17 protein-coding genes are annotated in these 26,245 nt (G+C 71.1%); 11 read left to right on the top strand and 6 right to left on the bottom strand.

What is annotated here, in order from left to right:
- The first annotated feature begins 194 nt into the window (after positions 1–194).
- The 4 genes from ACH442_RS42460 (at position 195) to ACH442_RS42475 (ending at position 7,647) form a co-directional block, all read left to right on the top strand.
- Positions 195–3,083: an FtsX-like permease family protein gene (locus ACH442_RS42460; protein ID WP_396343825.1), complete on the top strand. Its 2,889-nt coding sequence runs from the start codon at positions 195–197 to the stop codon at positions 3,081–3,083.
- A 227-nt stretch (positions 3,084–3,310) separates the two neighbouring features.
- Positions 3,311–5,953, top strand: a complete 2,643-nt coding sequence (locus ACH442_RS42465) for an FtsX-like permease family protein (protein ID WP_396343826.1) — start codon at positions 3,311–3,313, stop codon at positions 5,951–5,953.
- A 34-nt stretch (positions 5,954–5,987) separates the two neighbouring features.
- Positions 5,988–6,920, top strand: a complete 933-nt coding sequence (locus ACH442_RS42470; protein ID WP_396343827.1) for an ABC transporter ATP-binding protein — start codon at positions 5,988–5,990, stop codon at positions 6,918–6,920.
- 49 nt (positions 6,921–6,969) lie between these two features.
- Complete coding sequence (locus ACH442_RS42475) at positions 6,970–7,647, top strand: ABC transporter ATP-binding protein (RefSeq protein WP_396343828.1); 678 nt, start codon at positions 6,970–6,972, stop codon at positions 7,645–7,647.
- Here ACH442_RS42475 and ACH442_RS42480 read toward each other — a convergent pair.
- Complete coding sequence (locus tag ACH442_RS42480) at positions 7,644–8,015, bottom strand: MerR family transcriptional regulator (RefSeq protein ID WP_396343829.1); 372 nt, start codon at positions 8,013–8,015, stop codon at positions 7,644–7,646. The two genes, ACH442_RS42475 and ACH442_RS42480, sit on opposite strands and share 4 nt — an antisense overlap.
- Before the next feature lie 92 nt (positions 8,016–8,107).
- Here ACH442_RS42480 and ACH442_RS42485 point away from each other — a divergent pair, with 92 nt between their 5' ends.
- Positions 8,108–8,674, top strand: a complete 567-nt coding sequence (locus ACH442_RS42485; RefSeq protein ID WP_396343830.1) for an NADPH-dependent FMN reductase — start codon at positions 8,108–8,110, stop codon at positions 8,672–8,674.
- A complete protein-coding gene (locus tag ACH442_RS42490; RefSeq protein WP_396343831.1) occupies positions 8,623–10,134 on the top strand; it encodes a DHA2 family efflux MFS transporter permease subunit in 1,512 nt (503 codons plus the stop codon). Before ACH442_RS42485 ends, ACH442_RS42490 begins: the two co-directional genes overlap by 52 nt.
- Before the next feature lie 54 nt (positions 10,135–10,188).
- Here ACH442_RS42490 and ACH442_RS42495 read toward each other — a convergent pair whose 3' ends face one another.
- From ACH442_RS42495 to ACH442_RS42510, 4 genes are all read right to left on the bottom strand, one after another.
- Positions 10,189–11,103, bottom strand: coding sequence for a carbohydrate ABC transporter permease (locus ACH442_RS42495; protein WP_396343832.1), 915 nt, complete (start codon positions 11,101–11,103; stop codon positions 10,189–10,191).
- Positions 11,100–12,041, bottom strand: a complete 942-nt coding sequence (locus ACH442_RS42500; RefSeq protein ID WP_396343884.1) for a carbohydrate ABC transporter permease — start codon at positions 12,039–12,041, stop codon at positions 11,100–11,102. Before ACH442_RS42500 ends, ACH442_RS42495 begins: the two co-directional genes overlap by 4 nt.
- 138 nt (positions 12,042–12,179) lie before the next feature.
- Positions 12,180–13,547 (bottom strand): ABC transporter substrate-binding protein, encoded by a 1,368-nt coding sequence (locus ACH442_RS42505; RefSeq protein WP_396343833.1) that lies wholly within the window; start codon positions 13,545–13,547, stop codon positions 12,180–12,182.
- A gap of 431 nt (positions 13,548–13,978) precedes the next feature.
- On the bottom strand, positions 13,979–15,343 hold the full coding sequence (locus tag ACH442_RS42510) for a UDP-glucose dehydrogenase family protein (RefSeq protein ID WP_396343834.1): 1,365 nt from the start codon (positions 15,341–15,343) through the stop codon (positions 13,979–13,981).
- Positions 15,344–15,699: 356 nt separating this feature from the next.
- Between ACH442_RS42510 and ACH442_RS42515 the strand changes: the two genes are divergently transcribed.
- From ACH442_RS42515 to ACH442_RS42535, 5 genes are all read left to right on the top strand, one after another.
- A complete protein-coding gene (locus ACH442_RS42515) occupies positions 15,700–18,375 on the top strand; it encodes a cellulose binding domain-containing protein (protein ID WP_396343835.1) in 2,676 nt (891 codons plus the stop codon).
- 11 nt (positions 18,376–18,386) lie between these two features.
- Positions 18,387–21,317, top strand: a complete 2,931-nt coding sequence (locus tag ACH442_RS42520) for a glycoside hydrolase family 48 protein (protein ID WP_396343836.1) — start codon at positions 18,387–18,389, stop codon at positions 21,315–21,317.
- A 4-nt stretch (positions 21,318–21,321) separates the two neighbouring features.
- Entirely contained in the window at positions 21,322–22,416 is a 1,095-nt protein-coding gene (locus tag ACH442_RS42525) for a lytic polysaccharide monooxygenase (RefSeq protein ID WP_396343837.1), read from the top strand.
- Between the two features lie 99 nt (positions 22,417–22,515).
- Positions 22,516–23,823 (top strand): SGNH/GDSL hydrolase family protein, encoded by a 1,308-nt coding sequence (locus ACH442_RS42530; RefSeq protein WP_396343838.1) that lies wholly within the window; start codon positions 22,516–22,518, stop codon positions 23,821–23,823.
- A 136-nt stretch (positions 23,824–23,959) separates the two neighbouring features.
- A complete protein-coding gene (locus ACH442_RS42535; protein WP_396343839.1) occupies positions 23,960–25,633 on the top strand; it encodes a BTAD domain-containing putative transcriptional regulator in 1,674 nt (557 codons plus the stop codon).
- On the opposite strand, the gene ACH442_RS42540 is transcribed toward ACH442_RS42535, so the two are convergent.
- Entirely contained in the window at positions 25,623–26,243 is a 621-nt protein-coding gene (locus tag ACH442_RS42540) for an L-threonylcarbamoyladenylate synthase (protein ID WP_396343840.1), read from the bottom strand. The two genes, ACH442_RS42535 and ACH442_RS42540, sit on opposite strands and share 11 nt — an antisense overlap.
- Positions 26,244–26,245: the final 2 nt, after the last annotated feature.

Genomic DNA, 26,245 nt, shown 5'->3' on the forward strand with positions numbered 1-26,245 from the left:
CCCCCCCCCCGCCCCCCCCCCCCCCCCCACCCCCCGCCCCCCCCCCCCCGCCCCCCCCCCCCACCACCCCCCCCCCCCCCCCCCCCCCCCCCCCCCGCCCCCCCCCCCACCCACCTCAAGGGGCGAAATGCCGCCGAGCGAAGCGAGGCCATCAGACACAGTAAGATCCGCCGCATGCTCGAAGCTGGGCGCCGATGGCGCTGATTGTCCGGCGTGCGGCGGCAGCCCGGGGACTGCTCGCCGCGGCGGCCGCGGTCATGATCGCCGCAACGCTTCTGCTCACAGGTCTGACCGCGTACGCCACCGCCTCGGCCGGCGAAGCCGTCAGCGCCACCGTCGCCGCCGCCGGCCCGGATGAACGTTCCGTGCTGGTCCGCGGCGCTCTCGACAAGGATGCGGCAGCCCGGGACCAGGCCGTGCGGAACGCCTACGCCCCGGCCCGGATCAGCGCCGCCCGGTACGGCTCCGGCTGGGCCGTTCGCGGCGCGACCGGCACCGCGGTCCCGGACTCCTCCGGCGTGATCTACGCGTCCCTGGTCCAGCTCGACGACCTCGAACGGCACGCCGAGCTGGTCTCCGGCGCCTGGCCGACCGGCCCGCGACAGGTCACGCTGGCCCAGCCGGCCGCGACCGCCCTCGGGCTGAGCAGCGGCAAGGTGCTGCGGCTGGAGGACCGGCGCACCGGCAAGGTGCTGTCCCACACGGTCTCCGGCGTGTGGCGGCCCCGCGACCTGGCCGACCCGTTCTGGCTGCTCACTCCGGACGTGGCCGCGGGCCGCCGACCGGACACGGCCACGTACGGCCCGATCGTCAGCACCGATCCGGCGTTCTTCGCCGAGGCGTCGGGCGGCTGGCTCGCCGAGCCGGATCTGACCGATCCGACGCTGGACTCCATCCGCCGTGCTGCGGAAAGGGTCGTCGCGACCGAGGAGAGCCTTCCGCAGACGTCGGGCCTCGGCACCTCGGCGACGGTGACCACCGGCCTGCCGGGGCTGGCCGACCGCCTCACCCGGGCCGACCTGGTCCGCCGGTCCACCATGGTCACGCCGATCCTGCTGGTCGTCGTCCTCGGCGGCTACGCGTTGACGCTGGTCGCCGTGCTGCTCGCCGAGTCCCGCAAGGGCGAGACCGCGCTGTTGCGGGCCCGCGGCGCGTCCCGTCGCCAGCTGGCCGGCCTGGCCGCTGTCGAAGCGTTCGCCCTGGTGCTGCCGGCGGCGCTGATCGGTCCGCCGCTCGCCGTCGCGCTTCTGCGGCTCAAGTATCCCGAGCTGGCCGCGGATGCCGGCGTCTGGACGGCCGGTGTCCTGGTCGCGCTGGGTGGCGTGCTGGCCCTGACCGCTCCGTCGCTGCGCCGCGGCCGTACCTACGTGGCGGAGACCGCCGGCCGCAAGCGCCTGCCGATGCTGCGCCGGGCCGGGCTGGACCTGGTCGTGGTCGCGCTGGCCGCGCTGGCCTGGCTGCAGCTGCGGCAGTACGCCACGCCGACCGGCGGCAGCCTCGGCGTCGACCCGCTGCTGGCCGCGGCGCCGACTCTCGGCGTGCTGACCGGTGCGGTGCTGGCCGTCCGGCTGCTCCCACCGGTCGCCAAGCTGACCGCGGCGCGCCTGAGCCGCGGCCGGTCCCTGGCCACGTTGCTCGGCACGTGGCAGGCGGGCCGCCGGGCGCATGCCGGTCCGATGGTGATGCTGGCCCTCGCGGTCGCCGCCGCCACCGTCTCCTGGTGTCTGGCCGCCACCGCCCAGCAGTCCCGTGTCGACCAGGCGGTGCAGCAGGTGGGTGCGGACATGCGGCTGGTCGAGACCGGCGGTGTCGCCCCGCGCGACCGGGGGGAGACGCTCGCCGCCCTGCCCGGTGTGCGGGCCGTGGCGACGGCCTGGCGCGATTCCGTGCCGCTGGGCGCCGGCACCGACCCGGCCGAGCTGGTCGCCCTGGACACGACGGCCGCCGCCGGGGTCGTCCAGGCCCGGGACGACGCCACCGGTGGATCACCGGACAAGCTGCTCGCGAAGTTGTCCACGACGGCCGCCCCGGGTCTGACGGCCGAGCTGAAGGCGGGCCGGATCAGCAGCTCCGGCCCGGTGCGGACCACCGCGGTCTTCGCCGGCGGCCGTCGCGTCGACCTCGGCGCGACCGACGCCGGCAAGGCCCGGTCGTTCCCGGCCGTCGGCCCCGGTCTGCTCGGTTTCGTGGTCGAGTCGACGACCCAGCAGCCGGTGGACTGGTCGATCAGCGGCCAGGGCGACGACTGGCGGGCCGACGACGGGGGCGGACGGTCGGTGCTGCCCACGGCCGGCGTCTACCGGTTCACCGGCCGGCTCGTGCTGAGCAGCAAGGAACCACCACCCCCGGTGCCGGTCGCGATCACCAGGGCCGCCCGGGACGCTCTCAGCAACGTCACCTCGCTCACCATCGGCGGCGACTCCGTCCGGGTGGTGGTGGTCGACACCGTCGACCGGCTGCCCGGCACGACGCAGGCCGCCGCGGTCCTGGCCGACCGTGGTGCGTTGGAGGGCCGGCTCTTCTGGGACCTGGGAGCGGTCTACGACACCGGCGAATGGTGGATCAGCGGACACCCGGCGGGCGTCTCCGGCCTCACCGGCCTGCAGGTGCTCGACCAGCGGGAGTTGGCCTCCGGAAGTGACCCGCTCGGCGCCGTCACCCGGTTCGCACTCTTCGGCGCGGCGCTGGGCGCGATGGTGCTCGCCGCGGCCGGGATCGCCGCCGACGCCCGGGCCACGGCCCGGCACCGTTCGGTCGAACTCGCCGTTCTGCACACCCTTGGTGCCGGTCCGCGGCTGCTGGCCCGCTCGATGATCGTCGAGCAGGTGCTGCTCGCCGGGCTCGGTGCGCTCACCGGTCTCGGCGTGGGCCTGCTGGTCGCCGCCGGGATGGCGCCGCTGCTGGTCCTCACCCCGTCGGCCCGCCGGCCGGTGCCGGACGCGATCCTGCAGGTCCTGTGGGGCCGCACGGTCGGCAGCGCGGCGCTGCTGGTGCTGATCGCCCTGACGGTCAGCGCGATCACCGCGATGTCCGCGACCCGCCGCCTGCCGGCATCCCGTCTGCGACTGGGGGAGGACCAATGAGCGAGCTTGCGAGCGAATCATCGGGCTCAGTTCTGGCCTCATCGTGTCGCCGGAGCGCAGCGGAGGTGGCGCGGTGAGGGAGCTTGCGAGCGAATCATCGGGCTCAGTTGTGGCCTCATCGCGTCGCCGGAGCGCAGCGGAGGTGGCGCGGTGAGCGAGCTTGCGAGCGAATCGGTCAGCTCAGTTGTCACCTCATCGCGGCGCCGGAGCGCAGCGGAGGTGGCGCGATGAGCGTGCTGCGTCGTGTCCGCGCCTTCGCCGGTCAGCTCCTGCTGCTCGCGGTGCTGGCCGGGCTGACCGCGTTCCTGGTGTCCGGCCCGGCCCGGATCGCGAACGGCCGCACCGACGACGGCCTGGCCGGTGACATCAACCGGCTGCCCGCGGCCAGCCGTGACCTGACTTTCACCGGTACCCGCTCCTTCGGCGAGACCAGTTCGGCTGCCGGGGAGGAGCGGCTCCCGCAGATCCGGGAGAGCCTGCCCGGCCCGCTGCCCGGGGTGCTCGCCGGCGCCTGGTACCTGGCCGAGACCCGGGCGAACGCGTTCCTCCCGATCGGTTCGCCGCCGAAGGCCTGCCCCGACGTGGCGGTGTTGCGCTACGAGCCGGCCACCGAGGCGGCGGTCAGGATCGTCGACGGGCGTGCGCCCGCGTCGTCGGGGACGACCGAGGTGATGGTGACCGAGCAGGCCGCGACCGCGTTCGGCGTCAAGGTCGGTGACGGCCTGGCCATGACCGCCCAGTTCGGTTCGACCCGGCTGCGTGTGGTCGGCCTGTTCGCCCCGGTGGACGCGGCCGATCCGATCTGGTCCGACCAGCCGCTGCACACGGGCGGCTGCCCGGACCCGGACGACGGCCTGCGCGACGAGGGGGTGATGCTCACCGACAGTTCGGGTGCCCTGCTGGCCGCGAGCTCGCTGAACGACCTCACCGACCGGTGGCGGTTCCGGCTGGACGAGAAGCGGATCACCGCCGACCGGGTCGACGCGCTCAATCGCGCGGTGGCCGAGTTGCGGCGCACCCCGCCGGAGAAGACGTCGATCCAGAGCAGTGTGGACACCACGCTGGCCGAGTTCGACCGGGAAGTGCGGTCGGTGCAGGCGCTGCTGGCCGTGGTGCAGTTCGGCATCCTGGCCACCGCGGCCGGGCTCATGCTGCTCGCGGCGCGCCTGATGACCGATCGCCGGCGCCCCGAGTTCGCTCTGATCCGGGCGCGCGGAGGTTCGGTCGGTGCGGTGGCCGGGCGTACGCTCCTGGAGGTCTTGACCGTGGTCCCGATCGCCGTGGCGATCGGCTGGCTGGGCGGTTTCCTCGTGCCGGGGCGGGCCGACGGCGTCGAGCCGCTGCTGGTGGCGGTGGTCGCCCTGCTGGCGCTGCTGGCCGCTCCGGCGTCGGCGGCGCTGGTCGCGCGGCATCCGTCGTTCTCCGGGCACCGCTCGGACGTGGCCGCACTGCGCCCTTCGGCCCGGCGGCTGACCGCGGAGGGGTTCCTGGTGCTGCTCGCGGCCGGTGGGATCTACCTCGTGCGGCTGCGCGGGCTGGACGCCGGGGCGGGCGTGGATCCGTACCTGATCGGGGCCCCGGTCCTGCTCGCGCTGGCCGCCTCGGTGGTGGCGCTGCGCGTGGTGCCGTTCCCGCTGCGCTGGGCCGCGCGGCTGGCCGCCCGGGCCCGCGGCGTGATCGCCTTCCTCGGCCTCAGCAGCGCCGGGCGCGCCCCGCTGCACTCCGGGCCGCTGGCCGTGCTCGTCGTGGCCATCGCCACCGGCCTGTTCACCGGCACCGTGACCAGCACCGTCAGCGCCGCCCGGGACCGCGCCGCGGACCTGGCCGTGCCGGCCGACGCGGTGATCACCGGTTACTACTTCACGGCCGAGACCGCACCCAGAATCGCCACGCTGCCGCACGTGACCAGGGCGGTGCCGATGCTCGTCGCGCCGGGCGTGACGATCCACGGCGACGCCGGCGTCAACATCCTGCAGGGCGAGGTGATGGTGGTGGACGCGACGACCGCCGGGTTCGGCCTGCCGCCCGTGCTGACCGGCGCGAGCCGGACCGACGGGCCGGTGCCGGCGGTCGTCTCGCCGCACCTGGCCGAGCAGATCGGGACCGCGGGGACGATCAGTGTGGCCGGCGCGACCTACCGGTTCACGATCGCCCGGGTCGCCGCTCAGGTGCCCGGGCTCGTCGCCGGGACCAGGGATTTCATCGTGCTGCCGCAGCAGGCCATGGCGGTTCCGGCCGCCCAGCCGATCAAGCCGAACCGGATCCTCGTCAGCGGCGACGGTTTCGATCGCGAGGAGTTGCGCAAGGCTGCCGACGCCGGTCAGCGCGACGAGGCCCTCCGGCTGACCGGAAAGCCGGTCGAGGACTGGCAGCTGCCGATCCCGGCGAGCGTGCTGACCTGGGCGGAGTACCGGTCGGGTCTGGAGAACCGTGGCGTCGACGGGGCGTTGAGCTTCACTTTCATCGCCGGCATGGCCGCGGCGGCGGTGCTGTCGCTGACGGCCGTGGCGCTCGCGGTGCTGACCGGGGCGCCGGCCCGCGGTCGTACGCTGTCCCGCCTGCGCACCATGGGCCTGTCCCCGGGCCAGGGCCGCCGCCTGCTGGTCTTCGAGCTGATCCCGCTGATCGCGGTGGCCGTGGTCGCGGGCGGGCTGGCCGGTTTCGTCCTGCCGATGCTGATCGGGCCGGCGCTGGATCTCAGCGGGTTCACTGCCGGGGTGACCGCCGGGACCACCCTCGATCCCTGGTTCGCCGGCGGGGTGCTGGCGCTCGCGGTGTTCGCCGTGGTCGCCGCGCTCGCCGTGGAGAACGTCGCCAACCGCCGCCTGCGCCTCGGCACGGTGCTGCGGGTCGGAGAGGAGCAGTCATGACTTGTCAAGCGGGGCGGCGAGCGGAGGAACGGTCATGACTGATCTAGCGGATCTGGAACGGAAGGCGGCGCAGCAGGCCGCGGCCCGCGCCGGTGGACAGGACCGGCTCAGCGGGCACATTGTCTGCGACGGTCTCGTCCGGATCTTCCGCACCGAGGGTGTCGAGGTCATGGCGTTGCAGGGCCTGGATCTGGTCGTCGACCGGGGCGAGCTGCTCGCGGTCGTCGGCGCGTCCGGCTCGGGCAAGTCGACGATGCTCAACATCCTCTCCGGGCTGGACGAGCCGACCGCCGGGATCGCCAAGGTGGCCGGTTTTGATCTGCTCGGCATGACCGCCAGGAAGCGCCTGGAGTACCGCCGCCGGATCGTCGGTTTCGTCTGGCAGCAGACCGCGCGGAACCTGTTGCCGTACCTGACCGCGCGGGAGAACGTCGAGCTGCCGATGCGCCTGGCCGGCACCCGCAGACGCCGGCGGGCCGACGAGCTGCTGGAGATGGTCGGGGTCGCGCACCGGGCCGGTCGCCGTCCGGCCGAGATGTCCGGTGGTGAGCAGCAGCGGGCCGCGGTCGCCGTCGCGCTCGCCAACGACCCCGAGGTGCTCTTCGCCGATGAGCCGACCGGCGAGCTCGACGAGGCGACCGCCGACGAGGTGTTCGGGGCGCTGCGCACGGTCAACGCCGAGCTCGGGGTCACGGTGGTCGTGGTGACTCACGACAAGGCGGTGGCCGGGCAGGTCCGCCGGGCGGTCGCTATCCGCGACGGGAAAACCGCTTCGGAGGTACGACGTTCGGCCCGTCTCGCCGAGGACGGCACCGAACAGCACGTCTCCGAGGAGTACGCCGTCCTCGACCGCGCCGGGCGGCTCCAGCTGCCGGCCGCGTTCGTCGAGGCGTTGGAGTTGCGTGACCGCGTACGCCTGAATCTCGAACCCGACCACGTCGAAGTCCGCCCGGGAGAGTCCGCATGAACTCGGTCGAAAGCCCATGGCATTGCCGGAGCACGTCGCAGGTGGCGGCATGAGCGTCGTCGAGGTGTCCGGGCTGAACCGGGACTACGGCAGCGGCGAGCGGGCCGTCCACGCCCTCTCCGACGTCTCGTTCACCGCGGAGAAGGGCGAGCTGGTCGCGGTCCGTGGCCGGTCCGGCGCCGGTAAGACCACTCTGCTCAACCTGATCGGTGGCCTGGACCGCCCCACCTCGGGCAGCATCGCGGTCGCCGGCCGCAGCGTCACCGGCGCCGCCGAGGCCGACCTGCTCGAGCTGCGCCGCGACACGATCGGGTTCGTCTTCCAGTCGTTCGGCCTGGTCCCGATCCTGTCCGCGGCCGAGAACGTCAGCATCCCGATGCGACTGGCCAAGCGCGACCCGCGCGAACGCGACGAGCGGGTGTCGGTCCTGCTGGAGATGGTCGGGCTGGGCGGTCAGGCCAACCAGCGGCCCGGCGAGCTCTCCGGCGGCCAGCAGCAGCGTGTCGCGCTGGCCCGTGCGCTCGCCAACGACCCGGACCTGCTGATCGCGGACGAGCCGACCGGGCAGCTCGACTCGGACACCGGGCGGGCCATCATGGATCTGCTCCGGGCCGTCGTCGACGCGCGGGGGATGACCGCGCTGGTCGCGACCCACGACCCGAACCTGATGGACCGGGCCGACCGCGTCCTCAGCCTGCGCGACGGCCGCCTGGTGGAGTCCGTCTAGAGCTCGCAGAGTTTCGCGCCGGAGCTCATCTCGGCCAGGTAGCCCTTCAGCGCGGCGGTCCGGGCTTCGGCCTCGGCGATCAGGGTCTCGGCGACGCGGCCCCAGTCCTGGCAGGACGGTTCCTGCGGGAAGCCGTCGAAGACCTCGGCGATCTCCCGCACGGTCAGCCCGACGCGCTGCGCGACCTTGGCCACCTTGATCCGGCAGGCCGCGCTCTGGTCGAACCGCCGCTGGTCGCCGCTGGTGCGTTCGGCGCGGATCACGCCGTGCTGCTCGTAGAACCGGACCGCGGAGGGCGCGACCCCGGCCTCCGCGGCCACCTCGCCGACCGTTTTCGAATACGCCGACGGCGTCGTAACGATGCTCATGCCGTTACCTTTCAGTGCTTTGGTGAGCACATGGTCGGTAGTCCTGCCCCCATCCTTGACTTCAACATATGTTGAAGGTCAAGCCTGGCGGCATGACCGATTCTCCTCTGCGGCTCGCGGTGATCGCCGGCAGCGTCCGGGACCAGCGGATGAGCCGCTCCGTCGCCGAATGGGCCGCCTTCCGCGCGGCCAACGCCAAGACCGAGGTCGACCTGATCGACTGCGCCGAGGCGGACCTGCCCGACGACGGCGGCCTGCGCCCCGGCGGCAGCGCCGAGTCCGGCGTCGCCGCCCGCATCGACGCCGCCGACGCGTACCTGATCGTGACGCCGGAATACAACCACAGTTACCCGGCCGGGTTGAAGCGCTTGATCGACTGGCACTACCGCGAGTGGATGTTCAAACCGGCAACCATCATCCCGTACGGCGTGCAGGGCGGCCTGCTCGCCGCCGAGCACCTGCGCGGCGTCTTCGCCGAACTGCACGTCGTCACCACCCGCCGCGTCGTCGGGCTGACCCGGCCCTGGGAGCACCTCGCAGCGGTCGGCTTCGCCCCGCCCGACCCGGTCGGGGAGGCGTTCGACGTGGCCGTCCACGAGCTGACCTGGTGGGCCACGACGCTGCGGTCGGCTCGGCGCGACCGGCCGTACGGCCGCTGATGCGCCGCCTCGGACTGACCTTGGCGCTGGGCGGTCTGCTCGTGGTGGTCGACACGACGGTCACCGTCGTCGCCGTCCCGGCCCTGGTCACCGGCCTGCACGCGACACTGACCGAGGTGCAGTGGGTGACCACGGCGTACCTGCTCGGCATCGTCGCGGTCATCCCGCTGGCCGGCTGGTCCGCGGCCCGCTTCGGCGACCGCCGTGTCTACCTGACCGCGCTGCTGGTGTTCACGCTCGCCTCGGCCCTGGCCGGCCTGGCCGGGAACGTCGCCGCGCTCGCCGCCTTCCGCGCGGTGCAGGGTCTCGGCGGGGGCCTGATCAACCCGGTCGGCCAGATGATCGGCCTGCGAGCCGTCCCGGTGGAGGGCCGTGGCCGACTGCTGGGGCTGATGGCGTTGCCGCTGGTCGTCGGGCCGGTCTGCGGGCCGCCGCTGGCCGGTTGGCTGATCGCGTCGGCGTCCTGGCGCTGGATCTTCCTGATCAACATCCCGCTGGGGGTGCTGGCGCTGCTCGTCTCGGCCCGGGTCCTGCCGGCCGGCGCGGAGTCGTCACCGGCGTCGGGGGAGCGGGTCGACTGGGCCGGTCTCCTCCTGCTCTCCGGTGGCGCGGTGCTCATCGTGCTCGGCGGGACCCTGCTGGACCGCCGCGGGCCGGGCGTCGCCGTGCTGGTTGCCGGCCTGGGGCTGGCCGGCGTGTTCACGTGGCGGTCGCTGCGCCCGTCCGGGGCGGTGACCCCGCTGGTGGATCTGCGGTTGCTGGGCCGGCGGCCGTTCGCGGGCGGCAGCGCGGTGATGGTCTGCTTCGGCGCGGCGTACTTCGGGGCGATGGCGGTGCTGCCGCTCTACGCCCAGGGGGTGCGTGGTGACTCGGCCGCGCTGGTCGGGGCCCTCACCCTCCCGCAGGCGATCGCCGTGGGTCTGACCGTGCAGGCCGCCACCCGCCTGACCGACCGGATCCCGCCGCATCGCATCGTGATCGCCGGCACCGCGGTGGGCCTGGCCGGGTCGCTCGTCCTGTTCGGCGCCGCGTTCACCGACGCCGGATACCCGCTGCTCCTGGCCGGGACGGTGCTGGTCGGTGCGGGCTCCGGTGCGACGCTGATGCCGGCCATGATCCTGGTCGTCCGCGACCTGGACCACGAGGAGACACCGCGCGCCACCACCCTGCTCAACCTGATCCAGCGTCTGTCCGCGGCGCTCGGCACGGCGGCGTTCGCGGTTGCCCTGACCGTTCTGGTCACCACGCGGCTGCCCGGTGGCGTGGCGGCGATGCTCGCGCTGTCCCCCCAGGACCGGGCGGACGGCCGAGCCGGGCTGGCGCACGCGGTGGGACTGAGCTACCTGATCGCGGTGCTGCTGGTGGCCGTCGCGCTCGGGGTCGCGCTCCGGTCCCTGCGCCCGCGGCAAGCGGAGGTGGCCGGGCGGGCGGCTCATGACGTACGCGCGAATCGTCGGTGAAGGAAAACCGGGGCCGCATCGAGCGATGCGGCCCCGGGGAAGTGCGACGAACGGTCAGCCCTTGACGCTACCGGCCAGGAGACCCCGGACGAAGTAGCGCTGGAGCAGCAGGAACACCGTCACCGGCACGATGATCGAGACGAACGTGCCGGAGGACAGCAGGTGCCAGGCCGTGCCCCGGGTGCCGGTCAGGTTGGCCAGCTGCAGGGTGATCGGGGCGACGGTGTCACCGCCGCCGGCGAAGACCAGGGCGACCAGCAGGTCGTTCCAGACCCAGAGGAACTGGAAGATGCCGAAGGCCGCCAGGGCCGGAGTGAGCAGCGGCAACATCACCTTGAAGAAGATCGCCACGTGACCCGCGCCGTCGACCCGGGCGGCCTCGATCAGGGTCGCCGGGATCTCCTTGATGAAGTTGTGCAGCAGGTAGATCGCCAGCGGCAGGGCGAACGTGGAGTGCGCCAGCCACAGCGGCCAGAACGTGCCGGCGATCCCGACCTTCGCGAAGATGGTCAGCAGCGGGATCAGGGTGACCTGCAGCGGGACGATCTGAAGGGCGAAGACCGCCACGAACAGGATGTTCTTGCCGCGGAAGTTGATCCAGGCGAACGCGTACGCCGCCAAGGACGCCATCGCGAGCGGGATCAGCACCGAGGGAATGCAGATCACCAGCGAGTTGATGAAGAACGTGCCGAGGTTGACCCCGGTGTCGCTGTCGAAGACCGCCCGGTAGTTGTCCAGGGTGACCTCGGGGTTGGTGAAGAACGTCCACCAGCCGGTCCGCTTGATGTCGAGCTCCGGCCGGAACGACGAGAGCAGCAGGCCGAACGTCGGCAGGGTCCACAGGATCGCGATCACGATCGCGGCCAGGGACGCCCACGGCGAGCTGAGCCGCCGCTTCGCTCGAGCGGTGGTGCTCTCGACGACGGGCTTGAGTTCCGGCGTGGTCGCCAGGGGTGTGGCCGTCATCATGCCTCCTGACGGACTTGGCGGATGTTGTACACGATGATCGGGATGACCAGGATGAACAGCACCACGGCGAGTGCCGCGGCGAGGCCTTGGTTGTCGGCCCGGATCAGCTGGCTGTAGAACTCGTTCGCGATGACGCTGGTCTTGAAGTTGCCGCCGGTCATCGTGCGGACCACGTCGAAGACCTTGAGCGTGCCGATGGCCAGTGTGGTCAGCACGACGACGATGGTCGTCCGGACGCTGGGCAGCGTGATCTTGACGAACATGCTCCACGGGCTGACGCCGTCGAGGCGGGCGGCCTCGATGATCTCGTCCGGGATCGCCTTGATCGCGGCCGAGAGGATCGTCATGGCGAAACCGGCCTGGATCCAGATGAACACCACGATCAGCAGCAGGGTGTTCAGCTTGCCGGTGTCGGTGATCAGCAGCTGGACCGGGTCGCCACCGAGCCAGACGATGATCTGGTTGATCAGGCCGATCTGGTGCACGTTGGGCTGGTTGACCCGGTACTCGTAGACGAATCGCCAGATGACGCCGGCGGCGACCATCGAGATCGCCATCGGCAGGAAGATCAGCGCCTTGGCGAACGATTCGAACCGCGACTTGTCCACGAGGATCGCGTAGATCAGGCCGATAGCGGTGGCCAGCGGTGGGACGATCAGCACCCAGATGATGGTGTTGCCCAGCACGGTGAGCTGATCACCGTCGGTGAGGATCGTCTTGTAGTTGTCGATGCCGATGAACGAGCTGCCCTGCGCGTCGAAGAACGACTCGTAGATGGTGCGCAGCCCGGGATAGACCAGGCCGACGGCCAGCAGCAGCACGACCGGTAGCAGGTAGAGGTAGCCGACCCAGTTGTCGGAGCCTTTACCGCGAACCCGGCTCGCGAAGAAAAGGATGACGCCAAGCACGGCGGCGAACAGCAGGAGTGCCGCCAGCATCTGCAGAAGCTTCTCAGGGGTGGTACTCGCGGTGGAGAACACGCGACCCGGACCTCCTTCGTGTTTCCGAGGGGAAAGAGGGCGATGGCCGGCCGGGATGCTGGGAGCATCCCGGCCGGCCTCGGAGTACTACTCAGATCACTTGGGCCACGCGGCTTCGATGTTGTTCACCGTGGTGGTCGTGTCCTGACCGGTGATCCAGGCCGTGGCCTGCTTCCAGAAGGCGTTCGAGCCGACCGCGGCGGGCATCTGGTCCGAGCCGTCGAAGCGGAACTGCGCGTTCGGGTCCTGCAGGATCTTCGCCGAGAGCTGGTCGATCGGGTTCGTCAGGTTCTCGACCTTCAGACCCTTGTTGGCGCTCACCCAGCCGCTCGACGCCTTGGCCTTCAGGTTCGCCCAGGTGTCGGTGGACAGGAAGTACTGGAACGCCTTGACCTCGGGACGGTCGGCGAAGGCGAGAACGAACTCGCCACCACCCAGGACCGGCTTGGTGGTCGCGTCCTTGCCGGGCAGGTAGAAGGCGTAGATGTCGCCCGTCTCCGAGATCTCGGTGCCCTTGGGGAAGTTGGCCGCGTAGAACGAGGCCTGGCGGTGCAGCGAGCAGTTGCCCTCGAGGATCTGCAGGCCGGCGTCCTGGAACGTGGTGGAAGCCACGCTCTTGACGTCACCGAGACCGCCGTTGACGTACTTGTCGTTCTTCAGGTAGTCGCCGACCGCGTTCCACACCGCGGTGTCGTCCGCGTTGTTGAACGGGGTCTCGTGCTTGACCCACTTGTCGTACGCGTCCGCGCCGTACAGCCGGAGGTAGAAGTCCTCGATCCAGTCGGTGACCGGCCAGCCGGTGGCGTCACCGGAGCCGATGCCCGCGCACCACGGCTTCGAGCCGTCCGCGGCGATCTTGTCACTGAGGGTCTTCAGCTCGTCCAGCGTGGTGGGGACGGTGTAGCCCTTGTCCTTGAACTGCTTCGGCGAGTACCACACCAGGGACTTGACGTTGGCACCGAGCGGCGCGGCGTAGAACTTGCCGTCGACCGTGCCGTAGGCCTTCCAGTCCTTGCCGAACCACTTGTCGGTGTTGTCGGCGACCTCCTTGGGGGCCTCGACAGCCTTACCGGTGGCGACCAGCTGCTGGAGCAGACCCGGCTGCGGCACGTACGCCACGTCCGGCGGGTTGCCGGCCTTGGCGCGCACCAGGATCTGGGTCTCGAAGGACTTGTCGCCCTCGTACTTCACCGTGGCGCCGGTGCACTTCTCGAAAGGCTCGTACGACTTCTTCTGCGGAGCGTCCTCCGGGGTCACGATGCCGGTGTAGACCGAGATCGTCTTGCCCTTGATGTCGCCGAACTGAGTGAACACCGAACAGTCGATGCCCGCTGACGCTGTATCACCGGAACCGCTCGAGTCGTTCTTGTTGTCGCCGCAGGCGGCCAGGCTGAAGACCAGCCCGACGCCGAGAGCACCGGCGAGCGCGACTCGGGATCGCGAACTCCCACTGTGACCGAACATACCGCTCCCTATGTCTTGACGCGCCTCCGGCGTCAGGTGACGCCGCCGTCCGAAGCGCTTCTTGACCAACAGTCAAGAGGTAACCGGCAAGTTGCGCAATGATTTCCGCGTGATCGAGTCGGTAACGATATAGCAGCGGAGCCCGGGCACCTTAACCGGTTAAGGAGATTGACGGAAGAGCTCTCTTCTTCCGGGAGTGTTTAGGGGGATTTTTCAGCACTTAGGGCTCATGATACGGACGGTGAGTCGGTTTTGTTGGGCTTCGCCTGAACCCGCTTCCAGTGGATGCGTATCAACGCGCCACGCCGACACGCGGAGCCGATCGGCGGTAAGAACTTGCATCCGGTGATCGCGTCTTGATCGGAACGATTCAGACAAAAAAGAACCGCCGTGGCAGAACGCCACGGCGGTTCCTCAGGATCGGGCGGCGGTCAGCCGGCGATCGCCACGTACTTGTACCCCAGGCGGGCCATCCGCTCGGCGTCGAGCGCGTGCCGCCCGTCGAGGACCAGCGGGTTGCGCATCAGGCCGACGAACTTGCTCCAGTCCAGCTCCAGGTACTGGGCCCACTCGGTCACCAGCACCACGGCGTCACAGTCGTCGAAGACGCCGTCCAGGCTCTCGCTCAGGTACGGCGCGAGCTCCGGCTGCTCCCGGCGGAAGCGCTCGGACGCGATCGGGTCGTGCAGGCGCACCCGGGCCCCGCGAGCCAGCAGCAGGTTCGCGATGTCCAGCGCGGGCGAGTCGCGCAGGTCGTCGGTGTTCGGCTTGAACGCCAGCCCGAGCAGGCCGATCTTGCGGCCCTTGAGGATGCGCAGCTCGTCCTGCAGCCGCTCGACGGCGATCGCGCGCTGCCGCTGGTTGACCTCGCGGGCCGCCTTCACGATCGGCATCTCGAGGTTGTACTCGCTCGCGGTGGCGACCAGCGCCTTGGTGTCCTTGCCGAAGCAGGAGCCGCCCCAGCCGACGCCGGGCTGCAGGAACCGGGAGCCGATCCGCTGGTCCAGGCCCATGCCGCGGGCGACCTCGGTGATGTCGGCGCCGACCTTCGCGGCGAGCTGGCCGATCTCGTTCACGTAACTGATCTTGAGGGCCAGGAAGGCATTGGCCGCGTACTTGATCAGCTCGGCCGAGGCCAGGTCGGTGGAGACCAGGGGGACCGCGGTGGCGTCCTCGGGCCGGGGCAGGAACGTCGGCGGCGTGAAGGTCTGGTTGATGATCGGCCGGTAGAGCCGGTTCAGCACCTCGAGGCTGCGCGGGTTGTCCGAGCCGATGACGATCCGGTCCGGGAAGAGGGTGTCGGCGATGGCGTTGCCCTCGCGCAGGAACTCCGGGTTCGACGCGACCGCGAACTCGACGCCGGCCGGGCGCTCCGCGCGCTGCGCGAACGACTCGCGCAGGATCGCGTCCACCCAGTTGCCGCTGCCGATCGGCACGGTCGACTTGTTCACCACGACGGTGAAGTCGTGGTTCAGCGACTGGGCCACGCTCTCCGCGGCCGAGCGCAGGTAGCGCAGGTCGGGGCTGCCGTCCTCGGCCGACGGCGTCTGCACGGCGACGAAGACCACGTCGGCGCCGGGCACGCCCTCGTCGTAGCTGGTGGTGAAGGTGAGGTTGGGTGCCGCCTCGGCGAGGAGGTCCTCCATGCCGGGCTCGTAGATCGGGCATTTACCGGCGCGCAACATGTCGACCTTGTTCTGGTCGAGATCCACGCACGTCACCTCGTGCCCCAGGAAGGCGAGGCTGACGCCGGTGGTCAGGCCGACATAGCCGGTACCCACAACGCAAACCTTCATGCAATCTCCTCCACCGCTAGGCCCGGCTGTCGTCACGCCGTGTACCGGTCACTTCGCCGCCGATCGGCTGCGGGCCCGACCGGTAGGTACTGGCCCGCGCATTCCGCCGAATGATACACAGCCGCCCCATCGGTAACTTGTCGCAGCTCACAGCGTTACGCCCACCGATAAGCGCGCTGACTAGGGGTTTTACCCCCTCGGCCGGAGATCGAACCCGGCCGTTCACCCAATTGTCGCTCTCCGTAGTTGAACGGCGACGGACCTCGAATGTTTCCGGCTCTTGACAGAGGGATGACGGGGACAGACGCTTTGGGAGCGCTCCCACCTTCATGTGTGTCGATGGAAGGTATCCCCCTATGAGAAGGTCCCCCGGCGGCACGATCATCGCCGCCCTGGTGGTCGCCGCCGCCGCGATCACCGTCGTCACTGCCGCGCCGATGTCGGCCACGGCCGCGGCCGTCGACCCGTACGCCTGGAGGAACGTCCGGATCGACGGCGGGGGCTTCGTTCCCGGTGTCGTCTTCAACCCGGGCGAGCAGAACCTGATCTACGCCCGCACCGACATCGGTGGCGCCTACCGCTGGAACCAGTCCGGCCAGAGCTGGACGCCGCTGCTCGACTGGGTCGGCCAGGACGACTGGGGTCACAACGGCGTGCTCAGCATCGCGCCGGACCCGGTGGAGACGAACCGGGTCTACGCCGCGGTCGGCATGTACACCAACAGCTGGGACCCGAACAACGGCGCGATCCTGCGCTCCACCGACAAGGGCGCCACCTGGCAGCAGACGAACCTGCCGTTCAAGGTCGGCGGCAACATGCCGGGCCGGGGGATGGGGGAGCGGCTCGCGGTCGACCCGGCCAACCACAAGAACGTCTACTTCGCGGCCGAGGGTGGCAACGGCCTCTGGCGCAGCACGGATTACGGCGTGACCTGGGCCAGGGTGGCGAACTTCCCCAACGTCGGGAATTACGTCCAGGATCCTGCCGACACCAACGGCTATCTGAACCAGAACCAGGGTCTGACCTGGGTGACCTTCAGCGGGGCGCAGATCTACGTCGGCGTCGCCGACAAGGACAACCCGGTCTATCGTTCGCTCGACTCCGGGGCGACCTGGGAGCGTGTGGCCGGCCAGCCGACCGGATACATCGCCCACAAAGGCGTAATTCAAGGAAAATACCTCTTTATCGCGACCAGCGACACCGGCGGCCCCTACGACGGCGCGGCGGGCCAGGTCTACCGCCTGGATACCGCAACCGGTGCGTGGACTGACATTTCGCCCACGCCGGTCGCTGACCGTTACTACGGTTACTCCGGGCTGACCGTCGACACCCTGCACCCCGGCACCCTCATGGTAGCCACCCAGATCTCCTGGTGGCCCGACGCGATCTTCTTCCGCAGCACCGACTACGGCGCCACCTGGACCCGCGCCTGGGACTGGACCAGTTACCCCAGCCGTTCCAAGCGCTACACCCTCGACATCTCGGCGAACCCGTGGCTGGACTTCAACAGCACCGCCCAGGCGCCCGAGGAGAGCCCGAAGCTCGGCTGGATGAACGAGTCGCTCGCGATCGACCCGTTCGACTCGAACCGGATGCTCTACGGCACCGGCGCCACCCTCTACGGCACCACCGACCTGACCAAGTGGGACTCCGGCGGCACGATCACGATCAAGCCGACGGCCAAGGGCATCGAGGAGACCGCGGTCCTCGACCTGGCCAGCCCGCCCAGCGGCGCCCCGCTGGTCAGCGCGCTCGGCGACATCGGCGGTTTCTACCACGCCGACCTCGACACCGTCCCGGCCAACTTCCACGACACCCCCAGCCTGGGCAGCAACACCAGCCTCGACTTCGCCGAGCTCAGCCCGAGCTTCTTCGTGCGGGTGGGCAACGCCGACGCCGCGCCGCACATCGGGATCTCCAACGACGGCGGCAAGAGCTGGTACCAGGGGCAGGAGCCGTCCGGCGTGACCGGGGGCGGAACGGTCGCGGTCGGCGCCGACGCCGGCAACGTGGTCTGGTCGCCGGCCGGCACGGGCGTCCACTACTCCACGACCCGAGGCAGCACGTGGACGGCCAGCTCCGGCATCCCGGCCGGCGCGATCGTCGAGTCCGACAGGGTCAACCCCAAGACCTTCTTCGCGTACGCCGGAGGAAAGTTCTACACCAGCACCGACGGCGGCGCGACCTTCACCGCGCAGTCGGTCGCCCTGCCGACGACCGGGCGCCTGCACCTGAAGGCGGTTCCGGGCATCGCCGGTGAGGTCTGGGTCGCCGCGAGCACGGGCCTGTTCCGCTCCACCGACGCCGGCGCGACCTTCGTCAAGGTCAGCGCCGTCGCCGAGGGCGTCAACGTGGCCTTCGGCAAAGCCGCTCCGGGCGCCACCCATCCGGCGGTGTTCCTGGTCGGCACGGTCGACGGCGTCGACGGGGTGTTCCGCTCCGACGACACCGGCGCGAGCTTCGTCCGGATCAACGACGACAAGCACCAGTACGGCAACGCCGGCGACGCGCTGGCCGGTGACCCGCGCATCTGGGGCCGGGTCTACCTGGGCACCAACGGCCGCGGCATCTTCTACGCCGACCGTACCGGCCCGGTCCCGTCGCCCAGTTCGACCAGCCCGTCGCCGTCCATCTCGGTGTCGCCGTCGACCTCCGTGTCCCCGTCGACCTCGGTGTCGCCGTCGACCTCGGTGTCCCCGTCCACCTCCTCGTCGGCGGGCACCGGCTGCACCGCCACCTACAAGGTGACCGGCTCGTGGACCGGTGGCTTCCAGGGCGAGGTCACCGTCACCAACAACGGCTCCACGGCGACCACCGGCTGGACCGTGAAGTGGGCCTGGACCACCGGGCAGACCGTCACGCAGAGCTGGGGCGGCACCGCCACCCAGGCCGGCACGGCGGTGACCGTCACCAACGCGTCCTACAACGGCGCCCTCGCGTCCGGGGCATCCACGACCTTCGGGTTCCTCGGCAGTACCACCGGCACCACCAATCCCGTCCCGTCTCCCGTCTCCTGCTCCCGAGTCCCCTAGGAGGACACCCCGTGAGACAGTCCCGGCTTTTCAGAGGGCGCCTGCGACGCAGGCTGGCCGTCATCGGCGTCGCCGTCCTCGGCGCCGGCGCGGCCTTCGCGGCCGGCGGCCCGCCCGCCTACGCCGCCGCCGGTTGCGCCGTCGTCTACAAGGTGCAGAGCCAGTGGTCCGGCGGATTCACCGGCGACATCGCCATCACCAACTCCGGTGACCCGCTGACGTCCTGGAAACTCGAGTACGACTTCCCCGACGCCGCCCAGAAGGTGTCCCAGGGCTGGAGCGGCACTTACGCCCAGAGCGGCCGGCACGTCACCGTGACGAACGCGTCGTGGAACGGCACGCTCGGCACCGGCGCCTCCACCAGCACCGGCTTCAACGGGACGTTCGGCTCCACCAACCCGGTGCCGACCGCGTTCACGCTCAACGGCGTGCCCTGCAACGGCTCGGCCGCGGCGCCGACCGTGGCGATCAGCAGCCCGGCCGCGAACACCCATTACACCGCGCCGGCATCCATCCCGGTCGCGGCCACGGCCACGGCGGCGAGCGGGCAGAGCATCGCGAAGGTCGAGTTCTACCACGACGGGCTGCTGCTGGGCACCGACACGGCCGCTCCGTACGCGTACACCTGGAGCGGTGTCCCGGCCCAGGCGGCCGCCTACCACCTCCAGGCCATCGCCTACGACAACGCCGGAACCAAGAGCAGCACCGCCGACGTACCGGTCTTCGTCGACGCCTCGACCGCCCCGGCGATCGTCGCCGACGCCACCTCGGCGAGCCTGGAGCCGGGCGCGAGCGGAACGTTCAAGCTGGCGCTGAACGCGGCGCCGAGCGCGAACGTCACCGTCGCGGTGGCCCGCAGCGCCGGCAGCACCGACGTCACCGCCACCCCGGCCACGCTCACGTTCACCCCGTCGAACTGGAGCACCGGCCAGGCCGTGACGGTCGCGGCGGCGAGCTCGGCGGCAGCCGGTGACACGGCCACCATCACGGCCACCGCCAGCGGCTACACCGCGGCCAGCGTCGCGGTGAGCGTCGTCAAGGCGGGCGCCACCGACGTCCGGTTCACCCAGATGTACAACGACATCAAGAACTCGGCCAACGGCTACTTCAGCCCGGAGGGCGTGCCGTACCACTCGATCGAGACGCTGATCGACGAGGCGCCCGACCAGGGGCACGAGACGACCAGCGAGGCGTTCAGCTACTGGCTGTGGCTGGAAGCCGAGCACGGCCAGGTCACCGGGGACTGGGCGCCGTTCAACAGCGCCTGGACGACGATGGAGAAGTACATCATCCCGTCGCACGCGGACCAGCCGACGAACGCGAACTACAACCCGGCGAAACCGGCCACGTACGCGGCCGAGCACCCGTTGCCCTCGCAGTACCCGTCGCAGCTCGACTCGAGCGTGTCGGTCGGCACCGATCCGCTGGCGGCCGAGCTTAAGAGCACCTACAACACCGACGACATCTACGGCACGCACTGGCTCATGGACGTCGACAACGTCTACGGCTTCGGCCACTGCGGGGACGGGACCAGCCGGGTCACGTACATCAACACGTTCCAGCGCGGCCCGCAGGAGTCGACCTTCGAGACCGTGCCGCAGCCGGCCTGTGACACGTTCAAGTACGGCGGCCCGAACGGTTACCTCGACCTGTTCACCAAGGACTCGTCGTACGCCAAGCAGTGGAAGTACACCAACGCCCCGGACGCCGACGCCCGTTCCATCCAGGTCGCCTACTGGGCGAACCAGTGGGCCACCGCCCAGGGCAAGCAGTCGCAGATCTCCGGCACCGTGGCGAACGCCGCCAAGATGGGCGACTACCTGCGGTACTCGTTCTACGACAAGTACTTCAAGCAGCCCGGCTGCACCTCCACGTCGTGCGCACCGGGCACCGGCAAGAACAGCTCCAGCAACCTGATGTCCTGGTACTACGCCTGGGGCGGCGCCTACGACACGTCCGCCGGCTGGGCGTGGCGGATCGGCTCCAGCACCAGCCACTTCGGCTACCAGAACCCGATGGCCGCGTACGCGCTGTCCAGCACCGCCTCGCTCACGCCCAAGTCGGCGACCGGAAAGTCCGACTGGCAGTCCAGCCTGAGCCGGCAGCTCGAGTTCTACCAGTGGCTGCAGTCCAGCGAGGGCGCCATCGCCGGTGGCGCGACCAACAGCTGGGACGGCAGCTACTCGGCGCCGCCGGCCGGCACGCCGACCTTCTACGGGATGTCGTACGTCGAGGCCCCGGTCTACGCCGACCCGCCGTCCAACCAGTGGTTCGGTATGCAGACCTGGTCGCTGGAGCGGCTGGCCGAGTACTACTACACGACCGGTGACACCAAGGCCAAGACGGTCCTGGACAAGTGGGTGACCTGGGCGCTGGCGAACTCCACCATCACTGCCGGCAGCTTCGAGATCCCGTCCGACCTGACCTGGTCCGGCGCGCCGGCCACCTGGAACGCGTCCAGCCCGGCGGCCAACACCAACCTGCACGTCACGGTGAAGAGCAAGGGCACCGACCTGGGCGTGGCGGGTTCGTTCGCGAAGCTGCTGACCTACTACGCGGCCAAGTCCGGCAACACGACGGCGAAGACGGCGGCCAAGAACCTGCTCGACGCCATCTGGACGCACAAGGACGCGAAGGGCGTGTCGGTCACCGAGACGCGCGCCGACTACAACCGCATGGACGACACGTACAACGCCAGCACCGGCCAGGGGATCTACATCCCGAACGGCTGGACCGGCAAGATGCCGAACGGCGACGTGATCAAGCCCGGGGTGTCGTTCCTCGACATCCGCTCCTTCTACAAGAACGACCCGGACTTCCCGAAGGTCCAGGCGTACTTGAACGGCGGAGCCGCACCGACCTTCAACTACCACCGGTTCTGGGCCCAGGTCGACGTCGCCACCGGCTACGCCGACTACGCCCGCCTCTTCCCCCAGGGGTGACCAGATGAAATTCGCCCGTCTGGCCGTGGCGGCCTTGATCGCCGCCGCGGCCGGGGCCCTCGTGCTCCCGGCCTCGGCCTCGGCGCACGGCGCCCTGCAAGTACCCGGCAGCCGGACCTGGCTCTGCTACCAGGACGGCCGCAACCCGACGACCGGCGCGATCGAACCGAAGAACCCGGCCTGTGCCGCGGCGGTCGCGCAGAGTGGCACCACCTCGCTGTACAACTGGTTCGCCGTGCTCCGCTCCGACGGGGCCGGCCGGGTCAGCGGCTTCATCCCGGACGGTCAGCTGTGCAGCGGCGGCACCGGCGGGCCGTACAACTTCACCGGTTTCAACCTGGCCCGCAACGACTGGCCGCAGACCCACCTGACCGCCGGAGCCACCGTCGAGTTCCAGTACAACGACTGGGCCAAGCACCCCGGCACGTTCTATCTCTACATCACCAAGGACGGTTACGACCCGACCAAGCCGCTCGCCTGGAGCGACCTCGAGCCGACACCGTTCGACCAGGTGACCAACCCGCCGGCGAACGGCGGGCCGGGCACCGACGCCGGGCACTACTACTGGACCGGGAAGCTGCCGTCGAACAAGACCGGTAAGCACCTGATCTACTCGGTCTGGTCCCGCTCGGACAGCACGGAGACCTTCTACGGCTGCTCGGACGTCGTCTTCGACGGCGGCAACGGCGAGGTCACCGGGGTCGGCTCCACGCCCACCTCACCGAGCCCGTCGTCGCCGGCCAGCCCGTCGCCGTCCAGCCCGTCGCCGTCCACGTCGACCCCCGGCGGGGGCACCGGCAGCGGCTGCACCGCGATGTACAACATCACCTCCGCCTGGTCCGGCGGGTTCCAGGGCGAGGTGATGGTGCACGCCGGCACCACGGCGGTGAACGGCTGGAAGGTCACCTGGACGTGGCCCGGCAGCCAGGGCCTGGCCAGTGTCTGGAGCGCCAAGGGGACCAGCAGCGGATCGCTGGTGACAGCGACCAACGAGGCGTGGAACGGCTCGATCGCGGCCGGGAACTACACCACGTTCGGGTTCCTCGGCTCCGGCACGGCCCCGGCCACCGTGCAGAACCTCAGCTGCTCGACCGGCTGACCGGAACGACCCGGGGGTGTGCGACTGTCACACCCCCGGGTCGGCTCCCGGCGGAAACCCTTGACGACGTCCCGCCGCGCTTCTTACGTTGCGGCTATCTTGCGAACGAGAATCCTCCCCGGCCCCGGGCCTGCCGCCACCCGGCGGGCCCTGATCCTCGGCGGTGCCGGCACAGCCGTGCTGATCGCCGCCCCGGGCAACGCCGGCGCCCCGCCGGCCGCCGGCGCGACCACCCGGTGGACCGGCACCTGGACCACCGCGACGACCGCGGCGCCGCCCGGGCAGGCCGTGCTCCCGGCCGGCTGCACCGTCCGGCAGGTCGTACACCTCAGCATCGGCGGCGACCAGCCGCGGATCCGGTTGAGCAACGCGTACGGCACCGAGCCGGTCCACGTCGGCGAGGTCTGGGCCGGAATCCGCGCCGGTGGCCCGGCCGGCTGCGCGATGTTCCCGGAGACGATCCGCCCGGTCACCTTCCGCGGACGCACCGCCGTCCTGCTCCGGGCCGGTGGCGAGGCGGTCAGTGACCCGGTCCCCGGCATGCCGCTCCAGCCCGGCGCCGACCTGGTGATCGGCTTCCATCTGCCCGAGCGCACCCGGGCCGGCACCGTCAGCCCCCGCTCCTTCCAGCACAACCGGGTGCTGACCGGCAACCTCGCGGCCGCACCCGCCCCGTCCGGCGGAGCCGCGCTCGGCCGGTACGTGCTGCTCGGCGGCGTCAGCGTGCGTACCGCCGGGCCGAGCTCCGCGGTCGTCGCGTTCGGTGACTCGATCACCTGCGGATCGCAGACCGAGGAGGACGCCAACCACCGCTGGCCCGACCGGCTGGCCTCCCGGGTCCGCGCCGGCGGGCTGCCGGTCGGCGTGCTCAACGCCGGGATCGGCGGCAACCGCCTGCTGAGCGGGCCGGACGTCGGGCTCCCCGAGGCGGGTGGTGGCAGCGGGCCGGCGACCGTCGACCCCGCGGCCGACCGCGGCAGCGGCCCGGCCGGGCTGCGCCGGTTCCGCCACGACGTGCTGACCCAGCCGGGCGTCACGCACCTGATCACGCTGATCGGGGTGAACGACATCGGCGCCGGCGCCGGCGCGGAGGAGCTGATCGCCGGGCACCGCGACCTGATCGCCCGCGGCCGGGCGGCCGGGCTGACCGTGCTCGGCGGCACGCTGCTGCCGTTCGGCGGCAGCAGCTACGACCGGGGCGACCACCGAGTGGTCCGCGCCACGCTCAACGACTGGATCCGGAACAGCGGCGAGTTCGACGCGGTCGTCGACTTCGACGCGGCGATCCGCGACGGCAGCCGCCCGGACCGGATGTGGCCCGGCTACGACAGCGGCGACCACCTGCACCCGAACGACGCGGGGATGCTCGCGCTGGCCTCCGCGGTACCCCTGCTGCTGCTCGGATGAGAACGTTGTGGCGTCCACGGCCCCCCGTGGCCCGTGGGCGCCGAACCATGGTGGGGAAGCCGGTTTGCAAAACGTTTGCACCGCAAGGGATGGTGGTAACAGCAACGCTGAGTGACATTCACGGGGGACGCACGACATGCGGTGGCGCCTGCTCGGCCCGGTCGGTGCGATCGGCGACGACGGCCGGGAGATCGACGCCGGCACCGGCAAGCAGCGCTGCGTGCTCGCGGTGCTGCTGATGACCCCCGGCCGGGTGGTGTCGGCCGAGACCCTGATCGACCGGGTCTGGGGCGACACTCCACCACGCTCCGCGACCCCGCTCGCGCCCTACGCCACCCGGCTGCGCCGCGTCCTCGACCCGCTCGCCGGGCCGGGCACGCTGCGCTGGACCGACGGCGGCTACCTGCTCGACGTCCCGCCGGAGCAGGTCGACCTCTACCACTCCCGGCTGCTGGTCCACGACGCCCGGACCGCCGCCGCCTCCGGCGACCACCAGCGGGCCGCTGACCTGCTCAACGCGGCCCTGGCCGACTGGCAGGACGTGACGCTGGCCGGCGTGCCGGGGGAGTGGGCCGACCGCGTCCGGGCCGGCCTGGCCCGGGAACGCCGCGACGCGATCGCCCAGCTCGGCCGGGCCGGGCTGCGACTCGGCCGGGCCGCCGAGGTGGCCGAGCGGCTCCTCCCCTTCGCCGTCGAGGAGCCGACGGCCGAAGGCCTGGTCGCGGTGCTGATGCGGGCGTTGGCCGAGGCGGGCCGGCCCACCGAGGCGCTGGAGGAGTACGCCCGCGCCCAGTCCGCGATCGCCGAGCAGCTCGGCGCGACCCCCGGCCCGGAACTGACCGGGCTGCACACCCGCATCCTGCGCGCCACCCACGAGACCCACATCCCGGCGCAGCTGCCGGCGGCCTCGCCCGGATTCACCGGTCGCACCGGGCCGATCGCCCGGCTCGACGCGAGCCGGCTGGCCGTGATCACCGGGCCGCCCGGCGTCGGCAAGACCGCGCTCGCCGTCCACTGGGGCCACCACGCGCGAGCCGCCTTCCCGGACGGTCAGCTCTACCTGGACCTGCGCGGATTCGACATGTCCGGCACCCCGATGGCCGTCGCCGAAGCGGCGCGGAACCTGATCGTCGCGCTCGACCCGGGCCGCCCGATCCCGGACGGGTTCGACGCCCGCACCGGACTGCTGCGCAGCCTGCTCGCCGGCCGCCGGGCGCTGCTCGTGCTGGACAACGCCCGCGACGCCGGGCACGTCCGCCCGCTGCTGCCCGGCACCCCCGGCGTCACCGTCGTGGTCACCGGCCGGGACCGGCTGGCCGGGCTGGTCGCCTCGCACGGCGCGACCCCGGTCCCGCTGACGCCGCTGAGCCCGGCGCACGCCCGGCAGGTGCTCGCCCACCGGCTCGGCCCACGCCTGGCGGCCGAGCCGGACGCCGTGTCCGCGCTGGTCACAGCGGCCGCCGGGATCCCGCTGGCGCTGGTCGCGATCGCCGCCCGGGCGGCGCTGCGCCCCGGCCGGCCCCTGGCCGAGCTGGCCGCCGAGCTGGCCGTCTCCCGGTTCGACGGGATGCGCAGCCCCGACCCGGCGACCGACCCGGCCACGGTGATCTCCTGGTCCTGCCGGACGCTGGGCCCGGCCGCCGTGCGGCTCCTCCGGCACTTCGGCACCCCGGACCCGGACGGGGACGCCCTGGCCGAACTCGTCGCGGCGGGCCTGCTCGTCGAGGACGACAGCGGGCGGTGGGTCGTGCCGGAGCTGCTCACGGCGTACGCGCAAAGCCGGTGCCTGATCGGTGACGTCAGTCGCTGAACCGCCCCGGGTCGCCCGCACCCACCCGGAGGATCTCCGGCGCACCCTCGGACAGATCGACGACGGTCGTCGGCTCGGTGCCGCACTCGCCCTCGACGACCGCGTCCACCGCGTGATCCAGCGCTTCCTTGATCTCCCAGGCCTGGGTCATCGGCTCCGCCTCGCCGGGCAGCAGCAGCGTGCTGGAGACCAGTGGTTCGCCCAGCTCGGCGAGGATGGCCTGGGCGGTGGTGTGTCCGGTGATCCGTACCCCCACGGTCTTCTTCTTGGGGTGCAACAGGCGCCGCGGGACCTCTTTGGTCGCCGGCAGGATGAACGTGTACGGCCCCGGCGTGCTCGCCTTCACCGCCCGGAACAGCGCGTTGTTGATCTGCACGAACTGCCCGAGCTGGGCGAAGTCATGACACATCAGCGTGAAATGGTGCTTGTCGTCGAGATGCCGGATGCTGCGGATCCGGTCCAGACCGTCCTTGTTGCCCATCCGGGAGCCGAGCGCGAAGCACGAGTCGGTCGGATAGGCGATCAGCCCGTCCTCCCTGATCAGCTGCACGATCTGGGAAATCGTCCGCGGTTGCGGGTTGTCCGGATGCACGTCGAAGTACTTCGCCACTC

Source organism: Actinoplanes sp. NPDC020271, from assembly GCF_044388125.1.
Lineage (GTDB): Bacteria > Actinomycetota > Actinomycetes > Mycobacteriales > Micromonosporaceae > Actinoplanes.

Bases quoted from the DNA above. Each gene is read 5' to 3' on its own strand.
- ACH442_RS42480 (WP_396343829.1), bottom strand. From the start codon at position 8,015: ATGAGCATCGTTACGACGCCGTCGGCGTATTCGAAAACGGTCGGCGAG.
- ACH442_RS42515 (WP_396343835.1), top strand. From the start codon at position 15,700: ATGAGAAGGTCCCCCGGCGGCACGATCATCGCCGCCCTGGTGGTCGCC.
- ACH442_RS42535 (WP_396343839.1), top strand. From the start codon at position 23,960: ATGCGGTGGCGCCTGCTCGGCCCGGTCGGTGCGATCGGCGACGACGGC.
- ACH442_RS42475 (WP_396343828.1), top strand. From the start codon at position 6,970: ATGAGCGTCGTCGAGGTGTCCGGGCTGAACCGGGACTACGGCAGCGGC.
- ACH442_RS42485 (WP_396343830.1), top strand. From the start codon at position 8,108: ATGACCGATTCTCCTCTGCGGCTCGCGGTGATCGCCGGCAGCGTCCGG.
- ACH442_RS42465 (WP_396343826.1), top strand. From the start codon at position 3,311: ATGAGCGTGCTGCGTCGTGTCCGCGCCTTCGCCGGTCAGCTCCTGCTG.
- ACH442_RS42470 (WP_396343827.1), top strand. From the start codon at position 5,988: ATGACTGATCTAGCGGATCTGGAACGGAAGGCGGCGCAGCAGGCCGCG.
- ACH442_RS42495 (WP_396343832.1), bottom strand. From the start codon at position 11,103: ATGATGACGGCCACACCCCTGGCGACCACGCCGGAACTCAAGCCCGTC.
- ACH442_RS42500 (WP_396343884.1), bottom strand. From the start codon at position 12,041: ATGCTGGCGGCACTCCTGCTGTTCGCCGCCGTGCTTGGCGTCATCCTT.
- ACH442_RS42505 (WP_396343833.1), bottom strand. From the start codon at position 13,547: ATGTTCGGTCACAGTGGGAGTTCGCGATCCCGAGTCGCGCTCGCCGGT.
- ACH442_RS42510 (WP_396343834.1), bottom strand. From the start codon at position 15,343: ATGAAGGTTTGCGTTGTGGGTACCGGCTATGTCGGCCTGACCACCGGC.
- ACH442_RS42460 (WP_396343825.1), top strand. From the start codon at position 195: ATGGCGCTGATTGTCCGGCGTGCGGCGGCAGCCCGGGGACTGCTCGCC.
- ACH442_RS42525 (WP_396343837.1), top strand. From the start codon at position 21,322: ATGAAATTCGCCCGTCTGGCCGTGGCGGCCTTGATCGCCGCCGCGGCC.